Annotated in this window: 15 protein-coding genes and 1 other RNA gene; 10 read left to right on the forward strand and 6 right to left on the reverse strand. The window is 37.1% G+C overall.

Annotated elements, in window-relative coordinates; translation table 11 throughout:
* The first annotated feature begins 188 nt into the window (after positions 1 to 188).
* The gene (gene rnt, locus NRL14_RS01265; RefSeq protein ID WP_008137071.1) at positions 189 to 881 is read left to right on the forward strand and encodes a ribonuclease T; all 693 of its coding nucleotides are present in this window, start codon (positions 189 to 191) and stop codon (positions 879 to 881) included.
* Here rnt and NRL14_RS01270 read toward each other — a convergent pair.
* Positions 865 to 2,490 (reverse strand): DUF342 domain-containing protein, encoded by a 1,626-nt coding sequence (locus NRL14_RS01270; protein ID WP_007379024.1) that lies wholly within the window; start codon positions 2,488 to 2,490, stop codon positions 865 to 867. The two genes, rnt and NRL14_RS01270, sit on opposite strands and share 17 nt — an antisense overlap.
* A gap of 555 nt (positions 2,491 to 3,045) precedes the next feature.
* Here NRL14_RS01270 and ssrA point away from each other — a divergent pair.
* The 6 genes from ssrA to NRL14_RS01300 all read left to right on the forward strand — a co-directional run bounded on the left by ssrA (position 3,046) and on the right by NRL14_RS01300 (position 12,738).
* Positions 3,046 to 3,402: a transfer-messenger RNA gene (gene ssrA / locus NRL14_RS01275) on the forward strand.
* A gap of 510 nt (positions 3,403 to 3,912) precedes the next feature.
* On the forward strand, positions 3,913 to 4,494 hold the full coding sequence (locus NRL14_RS01280) for a hypothetical protein (RefSeq protein WP_306723793.1): 582 nt from the start codon (positions 3,913 to 3,915) through the stop codon (positions 4,492 to 4,494).
* Between the two features lie 5 nt (positions 4,495 to 4,499).
* Positions 4,500 to 7,235: a hypothetical protein gene (locus NRL14_RS01285; protein ID WP_306723794.1), complete on the forward strand. Its 2,736-nt coding sequence runs from the start codon at positions 4,500 to 4,502 to the stop codon at positions 7,233 to 7,235.
* Positions 7,228 to 9,780, forward strand: coding sequence for an antiviral RADAR system adenosine deaminase RdrB (gene rdrB, locus NRL14_RS01290; RefSeq protein ID WP_306723795.1), 2,553 nt, complete (start codon positions 7,228 to 7,230; stop codon positions 9,778 to 9,780). The genes NRL14_RS01285 and rdrB overlap by 8 nt, the downstream gene beginning before the upstream one ends.
* A 21-nt stretch (positions 9,781 to 9,801) precedes the next feature.
* Complete coding sequence (locus tag NRL14_RS01295) at positions 9,802 to 10,626, forward strand: hypothetical protein (RefSeq protein WP_306723796.1); 825 nt, start codon at positions 9,802 to 9,804, stop codon at positions 10,624 to 10,626.
* 573 nt (positions 10,627 to 11,199) lie between these two features.
* The gene (locus NRL14_RS01300) at positions 11,200 to 12,738 is read left to right on the forward strand and encodes a DUF2235 domain-containing protein (protein WP_306723797.1); all 1,539 of its coding nucleotides are present in this window, start codon (positions 11,200 to 11,202) and stop codon (positions 12,736 to 12,738) included.
* Between the two features lie 11 nt (positions 12,739 to 12,749).
* On the opposite strand, the gene NRL14_RS01305 is transcribed toward NRL14_RS01300, so the two are convergent.
* Positions 12,750 to 13,064 (reverse strand): hypothetical protein, encoded by a 315-nt coding sequence (locus tag NRL14_RS01305; RefSeq protein ID WP_306723798.1) that lies wholly within the window; start codon positions 13,062 to 13,064, stop codon positions 12,750 to 12,752.
* Positions 13,065 to 13,077: 13 nt separating this feature from the next.
* A complete protein-coding gene (locus NRL14_RS01310) occupies positions 13,078 to 14,043 on the reverse strand; it encodes a YHYH protein (protein ID WP_306723858.1) in 966 nt (321 codons plus the stop codon).
* Between the two features lie 218 nt (positions 14,044 to 14,261).
* On the opposite strand from NRL14_RS01310, the gene NRL14_RS01315 reads away from it, so the two are divergent.
* Positions 14,262 to 15,023 carry a sulfite exporter TauE/SafE family protein gene (locus tag NRL14_RS01315; RefSeq protein WP_306723799.1) on the forward strand — a complete coding sequence of 254 codons (762 nt, stop codon included), beginning with the start codon at positions 14,262 to 14,264 and terminating at the stop codon, positions 15,021 to 15,023.
* 205 nt (positions 15,024 to 15,228) lie between these two features.
* On the opposite strand, the gene NRL14_RS01320 is transcribed toward NRL14_RS01315, so the two are convergent.
* Positions 15,229 to 15,864, reverse strand: a complete 636-nt coding sequence (locus tag NRL14_RS01320) for an SDR family oxidoreductase (protein ID WP_306723800.1) — start codon at positions 15,862 to 15,864, stop codon at positions 15,229 to 15,231.
* A gap of 534 nt (positions 15,865 to 16,398) precedes the next feature.
* Positions 16,399 to 18,408: a bifunctional tRNA (5-methylaminomethyl-2-thiouridine)(34)-methyltransferase MnmD/FAD-dependent 5-carboxymethylaminomethyl-2-thiouridine(34) oxidoreductase MnmC gene (gene mnmC / locus NRL14_RS01325; protein WP_306723801.1), complete on the reverse strand. Its 2,010-nt coding sequence runs from the start codon at positions 18,406 to 18,408 to the stop codon at positions 16,399 to 16,401.
* A gap of 179 nt (positions 18,409 to 18,587) precedes the next feature.
* Here mnmC and fabB point away from each other — a divergent pair, with 179 nt between their 5' ends.
* Both fabB and NRL14_RS01335 read left to right on the forward strand, forming a co-directional pair.
* Positions 18,588 to 19,799, forward strand: a complete 1,212-nt coding sequence (gene fabB, locus NRL14_RS01330; protein WP_007377718.1) for a beta-ketoacyl-ACP synthase I — start codon at positions 18,588 to 18,590, stop codon at positions 19,797 to 19,799.
* A 130-nt stretch (positions 19,800 to 19,929) separates the two neighbouring features.
* Positions 19,930 to 20,439 carry a GNAT family N-acetyltransferase gene (locus NRL14_RS01335; RefSeq protein WP_306723802.1) on the forward strand — a complete coding sequence of 170 codons (510 nt, stop codon included), beginning with the start codon at positions 19,930 to 19,932 and terminating at the stop codon, positions 20,437 to 20,439.
* A 189-nt stretch (positions 20,440 to 20,628) separates the two neighbouring features.
* Here NRL14_RS01335 and NRL14_RS01340 read toward each other — a convergent pair whose 3' ends face one another.
* Positions 20,629 to 21,015 (reverse strand): MmcQ/YjbR family DNA-binding protein, encoded by a 387-nt coding sequence (locus NRL14_RS01340; protein WP_007377720.1) that lies wholly within the window; start codon positions 21,013 to 21,015, stop codon positions 20,629 to 20,631.
* Positions 21,016 to 21,190: the final 175 nt, after the last annotated feature.

Below are 21,190 nucleotides of genomic sequence, written 5' to 3' on the forward strand. Positions count from 1 at the left end.
CTTTCATGCCAATAATTTGGCAAAATACAGAGTAATTATATTTCAAGGTCAATAACACCTAGCTAGCTTAAACTTTAAAGCAAATTACATGCCTACAATTTAAGGCGCAATTAATCTAGCAATGCACTAGCCGAAAGGTACTCACTTTTGACATAATAGTGGGCTTATACCTATAAACCAAGAATACTATGGCAAATACTGAGCAAACACTTTTCGCAAAACGCTTTCGTGGCTTTTTTCCGGTTGTAATTGATGTTGAAACAGCGGGCTTCAATAAAAATACAGACGCTTTACTAGAAATTGCCGTTTCAGTTTTAAAAATGGATGACGAAGGGTTGCTCAGCATAGATCATACCGTGCACTTTCATGTAGAGCCATTTGAAGGCGCAAACATAGAGCAAGCTGCAATTGAGTTTAATGGTATCGATCCCTTTTCGCCATTACGCGGCGCAGTGCCAGAAGAAGACGTTATTAAAGAAGTTTGCAAAGTGGTACGCAAAGCTCAAAAAGCAGCAGGGTGTCAACGCTCTGTTATTGTGGCGCACAACGCAGCGTTTGATCATGGCTTTTTAAATGCAGCTATAGAGCGTAATAATATAAAACGAACACCATTTCATCCCTTTGTAAGTTTTGATACAACCACTCTTGCAGGACTTGCGTTAGGGCAAACTGTATTGGCTAAAGCATGCCGCGCTGCCGGTATTGAATTTGATAACAGCCAAGCACATTCAGCACTTTATGATACCGAGCGTACCGCTGAGCTGTATTGTTTAATTGTAAATCGTTGGCAGCAACTAGGTGGTTGGCCGTTAGCGCCACTAGATGATAGTGACGCCGAAGTGGATACACAAGATGGCACCGAAACTAAAATGACTGAGTAATTTTTCCTTCATTTAGTTTTAATAAATGGGGTGGATAAATACGCGAAAACTGTTTTGAATCTTTTGCTATTTTAAGTTCTACCCCTGGGTGCATTAACTCATTCACTTTTAGGCGGCAACTTGAAAGCAATTGCGTGATTTTTCGCTTAATCAACAATTTTTGACGATTAACATGCTCTGTACGTGCTTTTATATGTTGTTCATTTTCGGTTATTTTATTCAATAACTGCTGACGCTGAGTGGGCTCTGCAACTTGTCCCGCTTTTTTACGAGCTTGTTTTAAAGCAGTTACTTTAGTTGCAAGCACTTTTTCAAAATCAGCAATTTGGATCTGCTTGTCACGAAGTTCAAACCAGTTTTGTGCTAAAAGCACACGAGTTTTTGTTCCCGCTGGTGCACCGAGTTCGCCGGTTTCAATACGCATAGCGTCTAAAATATTGCCACCAATAATTTTACCGCGAGGTTTATCTGCTTTACCAACGCGTATTAACCGCCTTGCACTCATATCACAATGCAGTGCTTGGCGTTCAATAAATAAATCTTGTTCTGTTTTTATATTACAATATTGAGCGTAGCCAATTGAAATAGTACGCAAAGCTGTAATATGGCATGTAAATGCTTCATTGTTTTCGCGTTTTCGACCAATAGCCCCCTGCATAATTGTTACAGCACTTTTGCTCTCAACAATACCTGATTCTACAAACCCTATAACGGTAATATCGCCGTTTGCTTTAACATGCATACCGTCTTTTATATCACCGCTGATTATTACGCTACCATCAAAATCGACATGGCCAGTACTTACATCAATGTTATCAAAGCATAAAACATCATCTACACGCATACCGCGAGGCAAAGCAACGGGTACACCTTTACAATCTGCAATAAGTATATCTGGGTTGTTGGGGTCTATTTTAGTCCCTTCAAAAGGTTGTAATTGATGTTCTTTTCCTGGTGTTGCAGGAATAATTTCACCAAATATAGTGTAGCCGTCTTCACCGCGAGTGGCGGGTATGCGCTGCATAAGAGGTGTACCTGGTTTTACCGTGATGATTGCGCCAAGGTTTTTCATATCAACCTTACCGCCTTGAGTTGCTTGAGGGCTAAGCACACGATCTTGGGCTGTTGAGCATAAACGGACAAATCTAGCATCTTTGCCATCTTTAGGGTTACGTCCGTGAGCAATTATTGCACTGTAAGAGCTTCCAGCTGGTTGTTCAAACTGTTGACCTAAAAAGGAATCAAGCGCGCGAGGGCTTATTCCTTTTTTAACACCGGCATCAGCCAGTGCTTTTTGCGCACCTTCCATCGATAATAATAAACCACCTTTTGTAGTGGTAATGGTTGCTTCTGCTACCATGCCTTTTTCATCGATATTAATAACAACAGTTGCATTTACAGCCTGAGCAATAATTAACGACTCTTCTTTATAATCTTTGCTTTGAGAAAAAAGTTTACCAATGTTGGCCGAAATAACGTCAAAATCACAGTAGTCAGATTGTTCTAGCAGTTCAATTAACTGCGTTGCAGTTATTGGAAAACCACTATCAACAGGGTGTGCTATTAAAGATAAGTACCCCGTTTCTTCATTAAATGAAAAAACCGACATTTATTTATTCCCTACTTAATGTGCCTGTTATTATAATTGTTATATTTTTTATTGCTTTAAGGTGCATTTTTAATCCGATCAAAAAAGCCAGCACTCTATTGGAGCACAACTAGAGTCTCGTGTTAAGTAAATGTTGTTTAACTATGCAGCTATTTATAAAAATATGATTATTTAATAGGCAGTTAGTATGAGGGCCTGCTTATTTTTTGAAGTTAAATTTGCCGAAGTGTATTTGGTTTTTATGCAAGGCAAAGCCTATGCTGTGCGGTTGTTCCCCATAGATAGGCGATAACGTAGCATAAATGCCAAACACACGCTGCCCTTTGGGCTCGCTCCAAGGGCTATTTACTCATTGTTGCTCGATTTTTACTTAGCCTACTACCTACTACTAGGCTACAAACTTCGCGCCGCAATTAAATCACCTCTATATAGAACAAATTTCAACCTAAAAGGTCAGCGAGTCCTAACAGATAAAATAAAAGCGAGTTAGTTCTTGAGTATCAGCGCCTTACTCAGTTATACTGCTCGCACGCTCTGAATGAGTTTACTGATTCAGGGGCTGATTAGGATTCGACGGAATTCAAGACGCCCAAGGTGCATGTCGAGGTGCGGTTTGCCTCGTTAAACAGCCGCAACCTAAAGTAATCGCAAACGACGATAACTACTCTCTAGCAGCTTAGGCTAGCTAGCGCTCCTTCCATGTATTCTTGTGGACTGGATTTTGGAGTGTCACCCTAACACCTGATCGCGACGGAAACCCTGGCCGGGGTTGAAGCGTTAAAACTAAGCGGCCTCGCCTTTATCTATCGTGTTCGTCCGAGATTTAAAGGTTAATTAAATGACGATACTAAACATGTAGTACCGACGGTTGAGGCTTTTCGGACGGGGGTTCAAATCCCCCCAGCTCCACCAATAAAGGTTTTTGAACTCGTTATTCGAAAACCATAAAAAACCCGCAAATTTGTTAATCCAAATTTGCGGGTTTTTTTATGCTTATAATTTAATTAAAGCAATTGATTTGTTTTCTAGTCTCAGGAGTTAATAATACGATATTGCATGACGGCTTAAAATTAACGGCTTTAGATAGTTAATTTATTAGATAGTAACCAAAAATATCTATATCACACAGTTGCAATTGGCAGGTTAATTAAACTTTTTAATATTAAGAAAGTGCATTATTCAATATAAATCGTGCCAATCACCTCAAAGCCTTTTTGCCTTAACAGCTAAATTTATATAATATCATTTGTTAAATAACGGATTAGCTGAGTCTTACAAAAAATGGAATTATATGTCACTCCCAAATAGACCAAAATCTCTCCATAATTTAGATTTAAGAATCAAGCAGGTATTTGATGTAAAAGCATTCAGTTGCGATTACTGCTTCAAAGGTTAAAACCACTTACTTTTAGGATGAAATGCATGGCGTTAACAGATGCTGTTATTAACAAAAATGATAAACGACATAATAACGACCCTGTAGTTGATGATGTTGCTATAGATGAAATTGACTTTTATATCGCTGAATACACTAAAAGGGTGACTAATTTTGCAGCTAAGAAAAAGATTAATGAAAGGTTTACGTTTGTATCGCTTGTAATTGTCTTGCTATCAGCTGGTTTAAACTCACCATTCTTATTTGGTGTTGATGTTTTAGAGTATGGCTACTCAAGGTTGATTGTCAGTTTGTTTCTCAGTATTGCAGGTATGATTTTATTTGTTAGCTATTTAGTTAATCGACTTAAAGGCTATACCAGAGCATGGAGCAGAAACCGCCTAATGAAAGAGCAACTTGAAATCTTAGCACGAGAATATCGTTTAAGTATTCGAGGAAAAAAACGCCCCACAGATCGTAAATACATAAATACCGAGCAAGAAAACATCTTATCTAAGTTATTCGAACTTGAATCAAAAAATAGAATCGAAACTCACGCAGATATTGTTGGTGATTACATAGCAGCACATGAAGGTGTGTTCAGCTGGGTTAAAGGATTAAGGAAATAATAAAAATGACAAAAAATTACGTATTTGATATTGGTAAATCAGAATTTAAAGATGACTACTCTGATGGGGTGAAGGGAGAACTTTGGCAGGATTATGCAAAAGAGCAATTAGTACTCAATTTAGATAATATTCTTAGTGATGCAAAAGAGTATGCACATTTTCGTAATAATAAAAAATTTTGTAGAGATAATGGAAATGAAACTTGGCTATCTCATAATGCTATTTTAGTAACAAGCCAACGTGGATCGGGCAAAACTGTATTTCTACGAAATAGTAAAGCTATGTGGGCTGAAAGTAAGAAAGATACAAGCGAGTTGTTCTTTTTAAAAGTCATTGATCCCACTATGCTGATGGCTAATGACTCCTTTGCTAATGTTATTGTTGCTCAGATATATGATGCTGTAAGCCAAAAGCTTAATAAATTAACTTGCTGCGATGATAAAAGCAAAAGAGATCGGGATACATTTCATCGTTATTTAAAAAAGCTCGCTGATTCAATGGGTAAAACATCTGAGTTTAATGGCTCAATCGGGATAGATAAAATTCTGAAATACAGCTCTGGTATTCACCTAGAGGCTAACTTTCATAATTTTGTTGAGTCGGCAATTGAGCTCTTAGGGTGTAAAGCAATTGCAGTGTTAATTGATGATGTTGACATGGCTTTAGATAAAGCCTTTGAAGTAGTAGACGATGTTCGGCGCTTTTTAGGTTGTCCCTATATTATTCCAGTAGTAAGTGGCGAATTAAAACTCTATGAGCATATGACACAAAACCACTTTGATGAAAAAGCATATGATAATCGCTGTAGAGATATCAATTTAAGAGCACAAGGGAAGCAATTTAGTAAAGAGTTAAAAGATGCATATTTAACAAAGGTATTCCCAGCTTCTATGAGAATTTCACTTTTTTCTGTAGAACGGTTGTTGTCTAAAATGATGATAAAGTATCCAAGTAACAAAGAAATATCTTATTCTAATTACTTAGATAGTTTATTAAATCAATTTTATTATTTAAGGCATAACATTGAAGCATGTAAAAATTGGCCTGAACTTTCATCAGCCCGAGAGTTTACCCAGCTGGTTAGAACTCTAACACCTAATGACCTAGATATAGAAGACTTAACAACAGCAGAAGAAATTGCGCTTTATAATCGTCTAAAAAACTGGGCTGTGCAAAAGAAAAGCGGTGAAGTAATGGCGCTTTCAGAAACTGCAATTACAGTGCTTCATAATAATTACACACATTTTGATATTTCAAACCTATTAGCATTCAATATTAAGAGACAAATAGATAGTAATTTGTATCATTGGGCTGAATTCAAACCTTTTGAAAGCCAAAAGGTATCGCTTAATAGTAGAGGGCTTGATAGTGAAGAAAACTTGATAGCACTTAATAGTGTGTTTAAGCAAAATCATAGGTCTTTACAGTCGATGCCTCCGCTTGAGCTTATTTATTCACAGCTTTTTATAACAAAAGATACATTTAGGTATGAAGAAAAGGTTGCTATACAAAAGCCCTTAAAAAATCTTAAAAAGATAAAAGGTTCGAGACATGATATTTTGCTAAATGAAGACTATAAAGCTGTTGATTGTTCGATTCATAATGTTTTAAAAGATATATATACCGAGTCACAAGTATACTCGAAGCTAAATAATGAGCAGGAATTTGTGTTCTTTAGTAGAGCTTTTGAGTTAATAGTTTTGTCATTTTTAAAAACAAAAGATGATATGTCTCAAGTTGAAAGTATATATCAAATTCTCTCTCGCAAACCTTTTTATAGCTTAATTAAATTAGCAGAAACAAAAATTGCTATTATGGGCGAATCAGAGCTTGACCTTTATGATCTGCTTGAAGATACGACGAGTAAATCAGCTGCAATATTGTTTAGTTTAATCGCTGACTGGCAAGAAAAGCATTCTCAAATTTGCTTAAGTGGTTCTAAGGCCCGCTACATAGCCATTTTATCGTATACATTTAATAGCGTATTTACTGCATTAAATGTAATAAAAGGAAATTTATCGAATGGATTAGGCGGTGAGAATTTAACAGACATGATTCTGAGGTTTAAATACAATTTACTAAACTCAATTGTAAGAGCTGGAATTTATGGAGAGGCTATACAAGCAAATGTCTTAGTTTGGGCTAAACCAACGACCATAAGATCTACATCAAAAATCAATAACTCGGAGAGAACGTATACGCGAAATCTCAAAAAGCTAACTGAGCAAATTGAAAGTTGTAATGAAGATGAGATAGTAAAAAAAGAAAAGTTATTAGAGACTTTAAATCTACACGACGCGATTTCAGAACACCCAGTTTTTTCAATATTTATGGATTCTGAAAGTAACGTTTTAACAATGCTACCTATCGGAAAACAACTTAGGTTCAGTAATAATAACACGCAGAAAAAGAAGGTAACCACTTCTGAAGTCGAAGCGAAAGGAGATAAAAGTAAATTAGCATTTCATATTGGTGATGCAGCTTCAAGTGTAGCTATTTTAAGAGAGAAAATAGGCAAGAATCATCGTTCTCAAAACAAGATCGAGTCAGAGCTAGTGAAGCTACTATCTGGAAGTAATATTACATCCGAAGTGAGAGAGCATTGGGATGTCGTTATTAAAGCTCAAAGAAAGTTAGATGATAGTTTTTTCAATGGTGAAGAGATAAATCTTATCAAACCAGAAAATGATAGAAACTTCCTAAAGGCTGTGCATAAACTGGGTAATTCTAAAAATGCTTAAAGTAGGTGACAACATAGCTTTAGTTACTGCTTATTTATCGTCGGATAGACTGTTATTTTCTAGCATTCAAGGTAAGCAACATAAATTAGGGGTTAAAGAAGCGCATCAAAGTAAATTTATCAAAGCTGTTATAGATTATCAGCCTTATATTCAGCGTAAGCTTCGCACTGATGATGTTACTGCTATGTTGAATAGCTACGGCTTATTGGAAGAAAGTTTTAACGAAAAAAAACTACTCACTGAACTAGCAAAAGAGTTTTTACGTTGGCATGGCAATTGTTTTGTTGTTAAACCTGAAAAGTTAAGTCAGTGGCTTGAGTTACAGTCATTATGTGATGGTAGTTGGGTAATTACCCAAGCTTATGCTGATTTAATAAATGATGACGATTTTGACGCACTCGAGGCCGCACATTGTATTGAATTGTATCAATGCCCATTTGCATTACCTAAAAATGCTAAGCAAGTTGCTGATAACCATGTACATCTCGGAGGGCATGGCTCTTTAAGCCCAAGCTTATTGAGCTTTTGTTTATATGGAGCTAAAACAAGAAAAAATTTTAGTTGGCCTACACGCCCTGAATATACCGTTTGTGAAAGTGGATTATTGGAAAAAAATGATTTAGCAATTCAGAGTGCTCTCATTGCCGATGAACTTGTGGGCCAAATTTTTGAAAGCTCGGAAAAACCAATCACTTTTGAATGTAACTTTAATTCCACATTAAAAGAGTTTGAATACAAGGCCATTACAGGGATAGAGTTTTCTGCAAATGAACTTTCATCGCAACAGCTGATAAGTAAAGTTACATGCGAGGGTATGCCTTTGCCTAAAGCATGGTTATTGTATTTAACAGGGTTGCTTGTAGATAAAAGAATTGTAGTAGGTGAGCTCCTGCCGCTTATTAGATACTGTAATATTTTGCGCAACTATATGGTTGTTGCAGGTGTTGGACTCACTCAGTTTGTTGAGTATTTTAGGTTTAAGGGTCGAGAAATAAATTCAATCTCGTTTCAAGGTGATGATCAACGACTCATTAGTGATATTGATAAAGCAACATTCAGAGAGTTTCGCTTTGGGCCCGCGCTTTTGTTTAATAAAAATGAGACAAGTTTAACTCCGGCGCATTTTGCGAAAAAATTAAAGCAACTATATCTGAGTTCGCTATCAGATAATGTTCACTTTGTAGTTCACTTCACTCGAAGTGGCAAACGCGAAGACAAACTGCAAGAAGTTCTGCGTATTAAAATAAAGAATCAAGTTAACTTATTACAAGATTTCACGCATTCAATTACCTTTTCTCAGCAAGAAATCACAACATTTAGTGCTTTATTCAATAAATCAGATGTGATGGTTGATCTGCGTAAGGCTATAAGAGGCTATGATGTGGCTGGTAATGAAAATGATTTACCTATAGAAGTTTTTGCACCAGCATTAAGAAAGTTAAGAGATAGTAAGTATCCTGTGCGAGGTATTGTTTTCAATAGACAAATTAAGCCGCATATAACTGTGCATGCAGGTGAAGATTTTAGCCATTTATTATCGGGTATGAGAGCCGTAGATGAGGCTGTCGTATTTTGCGATTTTCAAGAGAGTGACAGGGTAGGCCATGGTTTAGCGTTAGGTATAGAGCCTAAGCAGTGGGCAAAACGTCAGCAGACGGCTTATTTAACAGTTGGAGATCATTTAGATAATTTGGTGTGGTGCTACCATAAAGCGTTAACTGTGATTCAATCAGTTCCAAGTTTAATTGGTGTTTTACCACTTCTACAAGAGAAAATTCAATATTGGAGTGAATTTTTATTTGGAGAGTCCCAAACTCCCAAGCGCTTGTATGACGCATGGTTATTAAGACGCAATTGCCCGCTTCATTTAAAAGTTTATGAACGTACAAAGTTTAATTTGACTGATATTGTAGAAGATGACGCTATTTATAGCGGATGGGTGATTGATAGTAATGACTTTAGTAAAAATAATATTACCAGTAAGAAAGTTAAGCTATGGGAAAAATATTTACAGGGTAATTTAGATAGGGATTACTTTTTAAAACGCGAAAAAATTGTCAGCATAGATTGTTTTTGTGATGCAAAGGTAGACACATTTGGCTATGCCGACGGTCGCTTGTTTGATTCTATTTCCCTTCCTGAACTTGATTTATATGAAGCTATTCAAGACTGGTCTATGGAGTATTATGCAGCTAAAGGCATAATTATTGAAGCTTGCCCAACCTCAAATATTTATATTGGCCGATTTGAACACTATCATGAGCATCCGATTTTTAGATGGGACCCACCAGAACAAGATTGGCTTAAGCAGGGTGAAAAGTACAATCGCTTTGGCTTGAGAAAAGGGTCAATTACAGTATGTATCAATACGGATGACGCAGCCCTAATGCCAACCACAATACAGAATGAGCACCGAGTACTGCAAAAAGCAGCAGTGGAGCATTTTAATGTGGGCGTAAATAAAGCGGAAGATTGGATAGAGCGAGTCCGCAGAAAAGGTGTAGAGATTTTTAAGGCTAATCACTTAGATTGGGTGAACAAGTAGTTATTTATTAAAGAGACTTTGATGGATCAGTTTTATGCTTTTGCTAATCAATATTACATAGAGTTTTACAGCTTAAAGGGACGTGTGAAGCGAGTTTTACCAATAGCGCTGCTAATTCTATTGCATACAGTACTCGGGGGGTACTTACTCTATTACTTTAGTAATGAGCTTGAAATATTTGAAGAGTTAAAGCCGGTTCGTGGTATTTTATTTTCTACGCTATACATAATTATTTTTGTTGTTTTAGTATGTTTTTTTGTTATAAAAATTAAGAATGCAGTAGTCGAAGATTTTATTGATAAGTATGGTCCGAAAGGCACTAAAGATTTAAATAGGTTAAAAATCATCTGGCTTAAGGCTAATTTTCCTATTGTTCGGGAAGATTATCTGAAATATGTTAATGATGTAAAGCCTTACTTAAATAGAATGTCAGAGCATCATTGGCTTTGGACTTACAGAACCTTCGACTATTTTGGAATGATTTATAACGAAACAGCTAAACCTCGTATTTTGACGCTTACACTCGCATTATGCTCTTTGTGTACTATATTATCGCTTCACCCCAGTGCCTCAGCAAATTTCTTTGAATTAGTATACGACATCGATCAATATGGTTGGCTGAAAGTCGCTTTTATGTTGCTAATAGCAGCTATATTTTTTGCTGAAATATGGATTGCGATAAGGTTAGTAACTGAAGTGTTGATTTTTATATTTCTTAGGTCACGATACGTGGCAAACAAATACAATGAAAAAGAAAGCTATTTTGCTATTTACCTGATTAGCGATTTAATTAAATACCATAAAATCCCAGTTAAGAAGCGTGTTTATGATCAAATGCAATCATAATTTATTTAGAAATTTTAAAAAATTATTATCGCGTTTCTTTCTAGTACGACGGGTAGCACTAGTTTGGTTTTTTGTTGTTTTTAAAATAATTTAAAAACAGTGAATTAGGTGGTGGGTTAAAATTCCATTAATAAAGGTTTTTGAACCGTTCTTCGAAAACCATAAGAAGCCCGCAAATTATAAAAATTAGCTGCTTTTTATTGTCTGTAATATTTCAAAATATCTGCCAATTTTAGAGCATCATTAACAATGTGTTTTTGAACTACAGATCTTCGTTTTTAGGATTTTATTTTTGACTAATTAACGTTTGTCACTTAATACTTGAATTCAAGTAACAATAAGTAATCCAATCCGCAATAATACTTAATCAATTTGAGGGATTAAATCTGGCGTTAACTGCGTAAAAATTTCTGATATACGACTACATCTGAATGCTGAATGCAGAGCAATGAGTGATAACAACTAAATAACGAAATTTTTGCCTTATTATCGATACGATTTTCTTAGCTCAAAATAATCTCTTAATTAAGCGAATTGGTATAATAAACATTAATTGATGCAAGGAAGTTAATTATGGCTAACTTAGTAATTTGCTGTGACGGCACATGGAATAATCCTCAACAAGAAGACAATGGTGCTCCCGCACCAACCAATGTCGTCAAGCTCTACCACGCGCTAGCGAAAAAAGATAATTCAGAGGTCATACAAAAGTTGTACTACCACCCAGGTCTTGGGGGCGAAGAAACGGGGCTAAAAGATTCTATAATTGATGGAGCTTTAGGTAAAAGTATAAAAAGGCATATTTGTAGTGCTTATCATTGGTTAGCGAGTAACTACAACGAAGGCGACAAAGTATTTATTTTTGGGTTTAGCCGAGGAGCATTTACGGCGAGGAGTTTAGGTGGGCTGTTAGGGCTAGGGCTACTTGATTTTAATAAGCTTGAAAATAACAAAGCGCGGTGGGAAAAGACCCACGGACATTTTGAAAACTATAAGTCAAAACTAGAGAGGATCCCTAAGAGTTTATATATTAACAATAAAAAAAGCTTACCTATTCATTTTATAGGCGTATGGGAAACGGTGGGGGCATTGGGTATACCAAATGACATGGAGCTATTTAACTTGTTGGATAACCCTGCGTCATGGCGTTTTCACGATACTAGTTTGGGAAAACATATAAGTATTGCTAGGCACGCAATGGCAATGGATGAGAAGCGAAGTAGTTTTTGTGTTACTCGCTGGAGTGAGAATTTAGTTGATCGAGACGTTAAAGAAATGTGGTTTCCGGGCGTACATTCCGATGTAGGTGGCGGGTATTATGATACAGATTTATCAGATATTGCACTTGAGTGGATGATAAAGGAAGCGCAGGAGAGCGGTTTATTTTTTCGGGATAACATTTTAAATCAGCTTAATCCAAATCCTTGTGGCGTACTTCATAATTCATTTAAAGGAATATTTGCTAAGTTTAGATCTCGTCCGCGCAATGTGGATTGTGTGATTACAGCAAATAATGAAAATTTCCACGAGAGTGTATTTAAGCGTCAAGAAATATCGCCTATTGAACATCCTGAATATTGGCCAACAATAAAATTAGAGGTTGGGGAATCGACGGTTGTTAATGTATTTGCTAAGCAACATTGGACTCCAACGTATATTTACATGAATAAGGGTGAACGGTATATTTTTGACTCTGAAGGCGAGTGGCAAGATAGTAAAGATGAATGTGATTGGCTTGGTACAGAGGATGGAAAATTAACGGCGGGCGACATTATTCGATTTGCATCATCTATTTTGGGAATGACTGAACGTAAATTTAAAAAAGCAACGCAGAATCGCTCTACCGATTTTTGGGGAACTAAACGGGTAGAGCATATGCGATGGTTCATTGCTGTTGGGTGTATCGCAAACGATTCTGGTAAAGCGCAGGCGGTTACAAACGATGGTAGTCCGCACCCTCATCAATATGAAGCTCTCTCACATTATCAAAAAAACTCGAAGACGTTACAGATTAGCTCCTCGGGCTATTTTTATGCTTTCCCAAATGATGTGTGGTCTTTGTACCATAATAATCAAGGCTGCATTCAACTCAGGGTAACTCGAAAGTCATAGTGGCTAAAATATTAATGTGTAGCCTGTTTACTTAACTTATAAGCAGAGCTTTGAGGAGTCACTTCATTTTTCGTCCTTTTAGTGGCTTTTTCTATTATGTTTTCGAGAGGTTGAGTACGTACACACATAAGTACATTATTCATTGCTTGGCAAGTACCGGTTGCTTTTTGATTATGTGTTGTATAGGTGCACGTTTGGTTAAGGTTTTTGTTTTCACATGCATGCCAAGGTGCGGTATTACCATGGCCTGCGTGGCTAAACGCATAAAATGAGTTGCCTAATGTAAAAGTCACAATAACCATTTTTGATATAGTTAACATTTTCATTTTGTTGTCCTTTTTATTGTGCGGTTTCGCCTTTGTAACAACCAATAAACATATTTTCTGAGACGCTTGCTGCATGGTAATGATAGCCGCGTGTGTCGTCGTAATGTCCTCTGCATTCATCTAAATCAGTTGGTTCTGTATTATTGCTCCCTAGCATGGCAAAGATCCCAAAACCATCAAATGCATAACCTACCATTGCAGCATGTCCGTCTGATTGAGCTTGCGTTTGGCTACAACCTGCTTCGCCATGATAGTGGTAGCCTTCATTAAGGTTTATGTGGCCTGCACAATCATCAAATGCGGCTATGGTATAGGCACTTAAAATGGCATCTTCAGGGGCTGGAGCAGCTAACACAACTCCATTAAGCGCGATGCCTATATTTGATCTACCAACACTATTTGCTTGGTTTGCGGTTACGGGGGTTATAGGTATTAAAAATGATTGCGAGATACCACCATTTACATACTCTATTGAACATTCTACGCAGTGGTTTTGGTATTGTTCTTCTACATTGGGCCTTGCTGCACCATCGCATGATGCATACGTATTTGTGATATTTACTTGTCCTGTGCTTTCGTCATAAAGTTGCCAGTGGCTATCATTATATAATGCGGGTAAATTTAAAATAAAATCACCGGTAATGTCATATACCTCGCCATTGCCATCAAACCAAATACCCGCTTCATCAGCATTTGAGGTAATCGTGTTTGGGCAAAAAATACCTATTTCATGATTTGCAGATGCACCTGCAATCTCAATTTTATAGCATGACGTTTCATCGCCATTACTTAATGTACACAATTGAGTTGTTATAGCTGATACCAATGCACCACCTTCGAAATTAAAAGGGTCTACTTCTATTACTGTAGTCGTTGTTGTATTGGGTGAAGTATTATCAATAATAATCGCTTCTGTTTCAGTTGTATCTTTGTCGTTATTGCTACCACATGCTGATAACCCAATGGCTGTTACACTCATGAAAACAAGCTTTAAAAACTCTGATTTTAGTTTTATCACGTGATTAATCCAAATAATGAAGTGGGGTATAGAGTATTTGTTAAATGTGCAAATAAAGCGCAAAAATTAAGTAACATTACACGCAGGTAAAATGGCTGTTCAGGCTGATGAAAAATAGCAGTAGACCTTGGTATATTTAATCGCCATTATTATGGCTCTATTAAAAGCATGGTTTACAGATGGATTTATTTACCACCGATCTTATTTCGCCTCTGTTGGCGAGCGTTTTTATTGTGTTAGCGGGCTTCACTTCATTTTTTTCAGCTGCATTCGGTGCCGGCGGCGGGTTGATGTTGCTTGTTGTAATGGCATCATTTATGCCAATGACGTTGGTTGTGCCTGTACATGGGCTTGTGCAATTAGGTTCGAACACAAATCGGTTATTACTCACTTTTAAGCATATAGACAAAAGAATGTTTATTTATTTTACGCTTGGAGGGAGTGCAGGGGCTATATTATCGAGTTTTGTTATTGTCGATATTCAACTTGATGCTATGAAATTAATAGCGGGGCTTTTTGTAATTTATTTATTGTGGGGAAAAATCCCCACTGCGTTACAAAGCAGTTCGGTCGTGTGGCGTTTTTTTTCCGGCTTTGTTACCACGTTTATTTCTATGTTTGTTGGGGCAAGTGGGCCACTCGTTGGAAGTTGCTTGCACATGAGCAATTACAGCAAGCTGCGATTTACGGCGACGTTTTCTGGCATTATGTCGGTTCAACATTTATTTAAAGCGGGTGTATATGCAGCGGTTGGTTTTAGCTTTTGGCAATGGCTGCCTTTGGTTGGAGCAATGATTTTAAGTGGTGCATTAGGTACATGGTTGGGTGTTCGATTACTGCATCGTATACCAACAGAAAAATTTAAGTGTATTTTTAAATGCATATTAACATTACTGGCATTACAGCTAGCTTGGCAGGGCCTTGAGGTAATATTTAATTAACTTGAACTCTGGGCAATAAATCTATCTCAAGTAGTTATTTTAAGCGCTAACTGCGTTAAATTTACTTTGTTCTCACTGAAAGCTCTGGTTAGAGATAAATAAATTTAAATATTATTATGGTTCAATATGTTAGTAAATCCCTTAACCAGAGTACTGGTTAAGGGATTGGTATTACATTGTACTAATTTTGTGGTTTTGTTGGCGTTTATTTAACAGCGGATTTGATAGGTTTGTCACCATCGAACAGTTCAAAAATACGGTTGCTATTTGGGCTGTTAGTTGCAATATGAAGTAATGCATTAGCAACATTTTCTCGGCTGATTTTAGCTTTGTCACTATCTTTAGGGCGTTCGGTTGTTACTGCTAACGATGCTTTTTCGTCGGTTAATGTAGCAGGGCGAATAATTGTGTAATTTAAGCCACTGTTAATTAAATGCTCATCAGCCATATGCTTAGCTACAAGGTATGGTTTCAAGTCGCCATCTATTGAGTCGGGATCGTCTGCACCAATAGAGCTAACCATGATGAAGTGTTTTGTTGAATGTTCACGGGCGTAGGTTGCAGCTTTAGTTGCTGCCCATAAATCAATTAAAACGGTTTTGTCGTCGCCAGTACTACCGCCCGAACCTGCAGCAAATATAACTTGATCGCAGCCTTTTAGCGCGTTGCTAAAGTCGCCTTCGAGATCTTGCTCTACAATACTTAAAAAAGGGCTTTTTAAATCACTTAGCTTGTTTTTATCACGCACTAGGGCAACCACATTTTGTTCATTTTTTAATAATAACTCAGTGGTCATTTTACCAATTTTACCGCTTGCGCCAATAATTAAGGTCTTGCTCATAATTAATTCCTTCTTAACTAGTACCAATTTTATTAAAAAGTGAATATTCTGGCGAAGATAGTAACTTACTAACGTTGTTAAAATTATTTATACAGATCACTCTGTGTCATAATTTTTACTTTGTTATTAAGCTATTTTTCATCGTTATAATAAATCACTAATTTAATGCTATTGGTATAAATAAATTGAAAAGTAATGTGCTGTGTAAACAGACCTTGGGGTAGGCGTTTATTTTTAAAGGGTAAATTTGAGTTTAATTAGTAATATTAAATAAAATAACGTGGTTTAAATTGGATACTTAACAGAGCATGATAAAAATGACTATTTTACGTTTATTTTTCAATAATAATACTGATTTCTGGTCACATAATCACGTTGGTACAAACTTATTCTTACACTGTGTTTTTGGTAGTTATAGAAAAGGGTTCGATGGGTATTGTTTCCTTTATTATGTAATGGCGCTTTGGCTAGGGCTGCTAAATATTGCAAAAATTAAAAATAATATACTCAGTGATAATACTTTCATAAATGCCTTTATATTTTATTACGTATTAAATCACGAACTATAAAGCGGGCAGGATGAATAGCTTGGCTAACACGCTCGCTTAACGGGCGAGGCTCATTGTTTAAACAGCTAATAAGGTGCTCTGCACTGAGTGGGGCACTACACAAAGCACGTGCGCCAAAACCGGTAAAAATATGTAGGCCTTGCTGTAGCTTATTAAGTTGCTCGTACTGATAGCGTTTACCTAAACGTAGGTTAGCAAAAGCCATAGTGTAATCACTTTGTTCACACCATTGCCCTGCCATTGGCAGGTGGTCGATAAATGTGCAGCGCACAGCTGCTTTTGCCGAGGTAATATTGCCAAGCGTTGTTGCAAATTCACTTTGCTGATAAAAGCTAAGTAGTTGCTCTTGGTTTAACTGATTGTCGAGCGCGGTAACTTGACGGCTTTTGGTGTTTTTTTCAAATGTGGCACCCATACAGTGATGATCTAAATAAGCAGGGGTAAAATACCCTTTATGGCATAGCACTGTTTTAAGTTTGCGTGATTGCTCACTTGCCTGAACATGCGAAACTTGACCTCTTACGCCTACAATAGGCAACGCTTTTGTTTGCTCAAATGAATCACTGTGTTCACCCGCACATATAATTACGTCACTAAAAGGACCTAGTTGCTCGCTATTAGTTAATAAAAACCAGCCGTCTTCGGTTTTTTTAAGCTGTTCAATATTACAGTTAAATAGGTTTTTAAATGGGTTTATACTATTTGCAGCGCTTAACATGGCGTTTACTAATTGCGGAGGGTTAACCCAGCCGCCTTGTTCAAAAAACACGCCCGAATAACCTGTTTCTACGCCGGCTATTTCGTCGCCTTGCTCTGCGGTTACGTTGTGCATTAGCTGGGTTGGCCACAGTTGTTTTTGTGCTAAGTTTTCATGTTTATCGGCGATAGGTTTTTTTACTGCGTGCTGTAATACGCCGCACCAATCGTAATCAAAATTAAAACCACTGATAAGTAAATTGTTATATAGGCGTTTAGCGTATAAAAAGCTATGTGCGAATAATTCACTGTGCGGTGAATTTTTAGCTTGTAGGTGAGGGTAAATAGCGCCTTGTACATTATGCGAAGCGCCCATTGCGGGCTTTTCATCTTGGCAGAATAATTGGCTTGCAATACCACGCTTAGCTAAGCTGTATAAAATACAACTACTGGCAATACCACCGCCAATTACAGCCACATTTTTAAGTGTGCTTTTATCTTGGTTAAAATAAGCTGGAGCTGATTGAGCATCATTTACGCACTCTAGTTGGCCAACAAGCATATCTCTTTTTTGGCCAAAGCCTTTGGCTTTTTTAGTATTAAAGCCTGCATCAATTAATCCACGGCGAACAAAACCTGCTGAAGTAAATGTTGATAAGGTTGCACTTGCCCTTGATATATTGACCATAGAATTAAATAAACTTTGCTGCCACATTTCGGGGTTTTTACTTGGCGCAAAACCATCTAAATACCAAGCGTCAACAATTCCTGTTTGCGGATAGCTCATAGCTTGTATTGATTCAAGTGCATCACCAAAGTATAAATCGAGAACAACCAGTCCATTGTCAAATTCGAGTCTGTGGCATCCTTCTAAATTAATTGGGTATTGTTTAGATAATTTGTTACTAAAGGCGCTTAATGATGGCCATGCCTGTAGTGCTTTGTTTAAATCGTCTATGTGCAGTGGATATTTTTCAAATGAAATAAAGTGTAAGCGTTTAACACCATTATCTAATTGATTTTGAACTTGTTGACGTGCAAGGTGGTCAGTAAAGCGTTGCCATGTATTTAAAAAGTTTAAACCTGTACCAAAGCCAGTTTCGGCAATAACAAAATGTGGTTGGTCATGATTTTGTAATCGTGCATCTATATTATTTTGATCATAATACACATAATGCGATTCAGCTAAGCCATCGTCATTAGAAAAATAAATATCACCGAAGTCATTAGCGAAAGGTGTACCTAAATTATTAAAGTGTATATGTGCATTTTTGATCATGATTTTTTAATTTTATAGATATATTTTTTAATTATTTTACGTGTTTTCTTTGTAATAGTCTGGCGTTATTTATAAGCTAGCGGTTCAGAGTACAAGTGTACGCTAGAAAGCTGACCACTTAGGTGATTAAATTCGCGTAAAATAGAACACAATTGAGTATTAAGCTAAGGGAATTACCCATGAGAAGAGCTGTAATTACAGGTATCGGTGTTGTATCAAGTATCGGTAACAACAAAGAAGAAGTATTAGAATCGCTAAAAACAGGTAAGAGCGGTATCGCTTTTAACCAAGAATTTGCTGATTATAAGTTACGTAGTAACGTATCGGGTAAAATTGATATTGATGTTAAAGCCCATGTTGATCGCAAAGCAATGCGCTTTATGGGTGATGCTGCTGCTTATTCTTATATTTCGATGACACAAGCAATCGAAGACTCGGGTTTGTCTGACGAACAAGTATCTAATGAGCGCACGGGTATTATTGTTGGCTCTGGTGGCGGTTCGTCTAAATGGCAAGTAGAAGCAGCTGATATTTTACGTGAAAAAGGCGTAAAACGTGTGGGGCCTTATATGGTGCCACGTACTATGGCAAGTACAACTTCTGCTTGTTTAGCAACCCCTTTTAAAATTAAAGGTGTTAACTATTCAATTAGCTCAGCATGTGCTACGTCGGCGCATTGTATTGGTAACGCGGTAGAACAAATTCAACTTGGTAAACAAGACGTTGTATTTGCTGGTGGCGGTGAAGAATTACACTGGACATTAGCAATGGAATTTGACGCTATGGGCGCACTTTCTACTAAATACAACGAAACACCTGAAAAAGCATCTCGTACATATGATGCAAACCGTGATGGTTTTGTTATTTCTGGCGGTGGCGGTATTGTTGTAGTTGAAGAACTTGAACATGCCCTTGCGCGTGGCGCACACATTTACGCTGAAATTGTTGGCTACGGTGCAACATCAGATGGCTACGACATGGTTGCGCCATCTGGCGAAGGTGCGGCACGTTGTATGCGCCAAGCTATGCAAGATGTAGACAGTATTGATTACTTAAATACTCACGGTACATCTACACCTGTAGGCGACGTTAAAGAGCTTGGTGCAATTCAAGAAGTGTTTGGCGGTAAGTCACCAATGATCAGTGCAACTAAAGCTATGACAGGCCATGCTCTAGGTGCTGCGGGTGTTCACGAAGCAATCTTTTCATTATTAATGCTAGAGCACAGCTTTGTAGCGCCTTCAATTAATATTGATGACCTAGATGAGCAAGCGGCTGGTTTAGATATTATTACTGAACGTCGTGATGTTGAACTCAATACGGTTATGTCAAATAGCTTTGGCTTTGGTGGCACAAACGCGACTTTAGTAATGAGTAAATATAAAGGCTAATTGGTTCTGCTTAGTTTTTATATAATTTATAGCCGCTCACTTTATAAGTGAGCGGCTTTTTACTTAAGAATTTATAAGTTATTGCGATTGTTTTTTGTGCTTTTTATTAATAATCATTTGTAGAGGGCCTATGCAGTTATTTACAGAACGATTAAAAATGCGGCAATTGAGTGATGCTGATTGGTCTGTTTTTTTGCAGCTCCATCGTGAACCCGACGTGCTTGAATATTGCTTTGACATGCCAAAAGAAGTATTTGTGAGACAGCGGTTTGAGCAGCGCTTACCTATTTGGGATCCGGACTCTCCCCATCCATTATGCTTTGCTGTTATAAACAATGAAACACAGGAGGTTATAGGTGTTACTGGTTTTACTTATGATGGAATAACTGCCGAACTAGGGTATTTATTTTTACCAAAACACTTCTCTAAAGGGTACGCAACTGAGTCGTTAAGAACCGTAATCGAATGGGCGTGGCAAGAATGTGGTATCAAACAGTTTAAAGCTGTGGTGACACGGGGTAATACAAGCTCAGAAAATGTATTGAGCAAATGCGGATTAACACAGACAGATGCTATACCTCAATCACATATTATTGCTGGTACGCGTTATGATGATTTAATTTACACACTCAAAGTCTAATACCAATGCGCAATAATACATAATCAATTTGAGGGATCAAATCTGGCGCTAACAGCGTTAAACATTCTAAGTTATAAATTTATCAAGGCTATTAGACAGCCCAAGACTGGAAGATTCTAATCTTTAAAGGTTAACAACGTTAGGTGGGTTTATTGGGCTAGAAAGCTAGCCCCTAATAGAAGTAGACGTTTACAAATGCTGCTCTATTGTTTTGCGATCTTTTTCTGGCATGTTTTCCACGACTAAATTAAATGAATTATCGATCATTCGTTCTATTTCGCCTTGTGGAATCGAACCATCTAAAATAACAGTATTCCATAACCGTTTATTCATATGATAGCCTGGGATCACTGCAGGGAAAATGTCGCGTAACGAAAGTGCTTCATCGGGATCGCACTTTAAATTAAGCCACCAAATAATTTCTCCATCGTCATTTGTTTCACCATCATTGCCAACGGCAAGAGTAGCAAACATTTTATGATTCACTTTATAAACATCAACCTCTTGAGCAAACGGTTTTGTAACTTGAACAAGTGGCTTTTTAATTAAATACTCATGCACTCTTATTTGGTCCATGATCCATTCCTTGAAGTCATACTCGGTACACATACCATAGCATTATTTTATTAGTTTTGTGATACGAAATATCGATTGTCTTCATTTTTTTTAGCATTAATACACTGAAGTATTGGAAGTTATTTATATTGATACAGAGATAAACCTTCTAAATACAAAAATCAGCCTATGAGAT

The sequence above is a fragment of the Pseudoalteromonas sp. 20-92 genome (assembly GCF_030847595.1).
Classification (GTDB): Bacteria; Pseudomonadota; Gammaproteobacteria; order Enterobacterales; family Alteromonadaceae; genus Pseudoalteromonas; species Pseudoalteromonas fuliginea.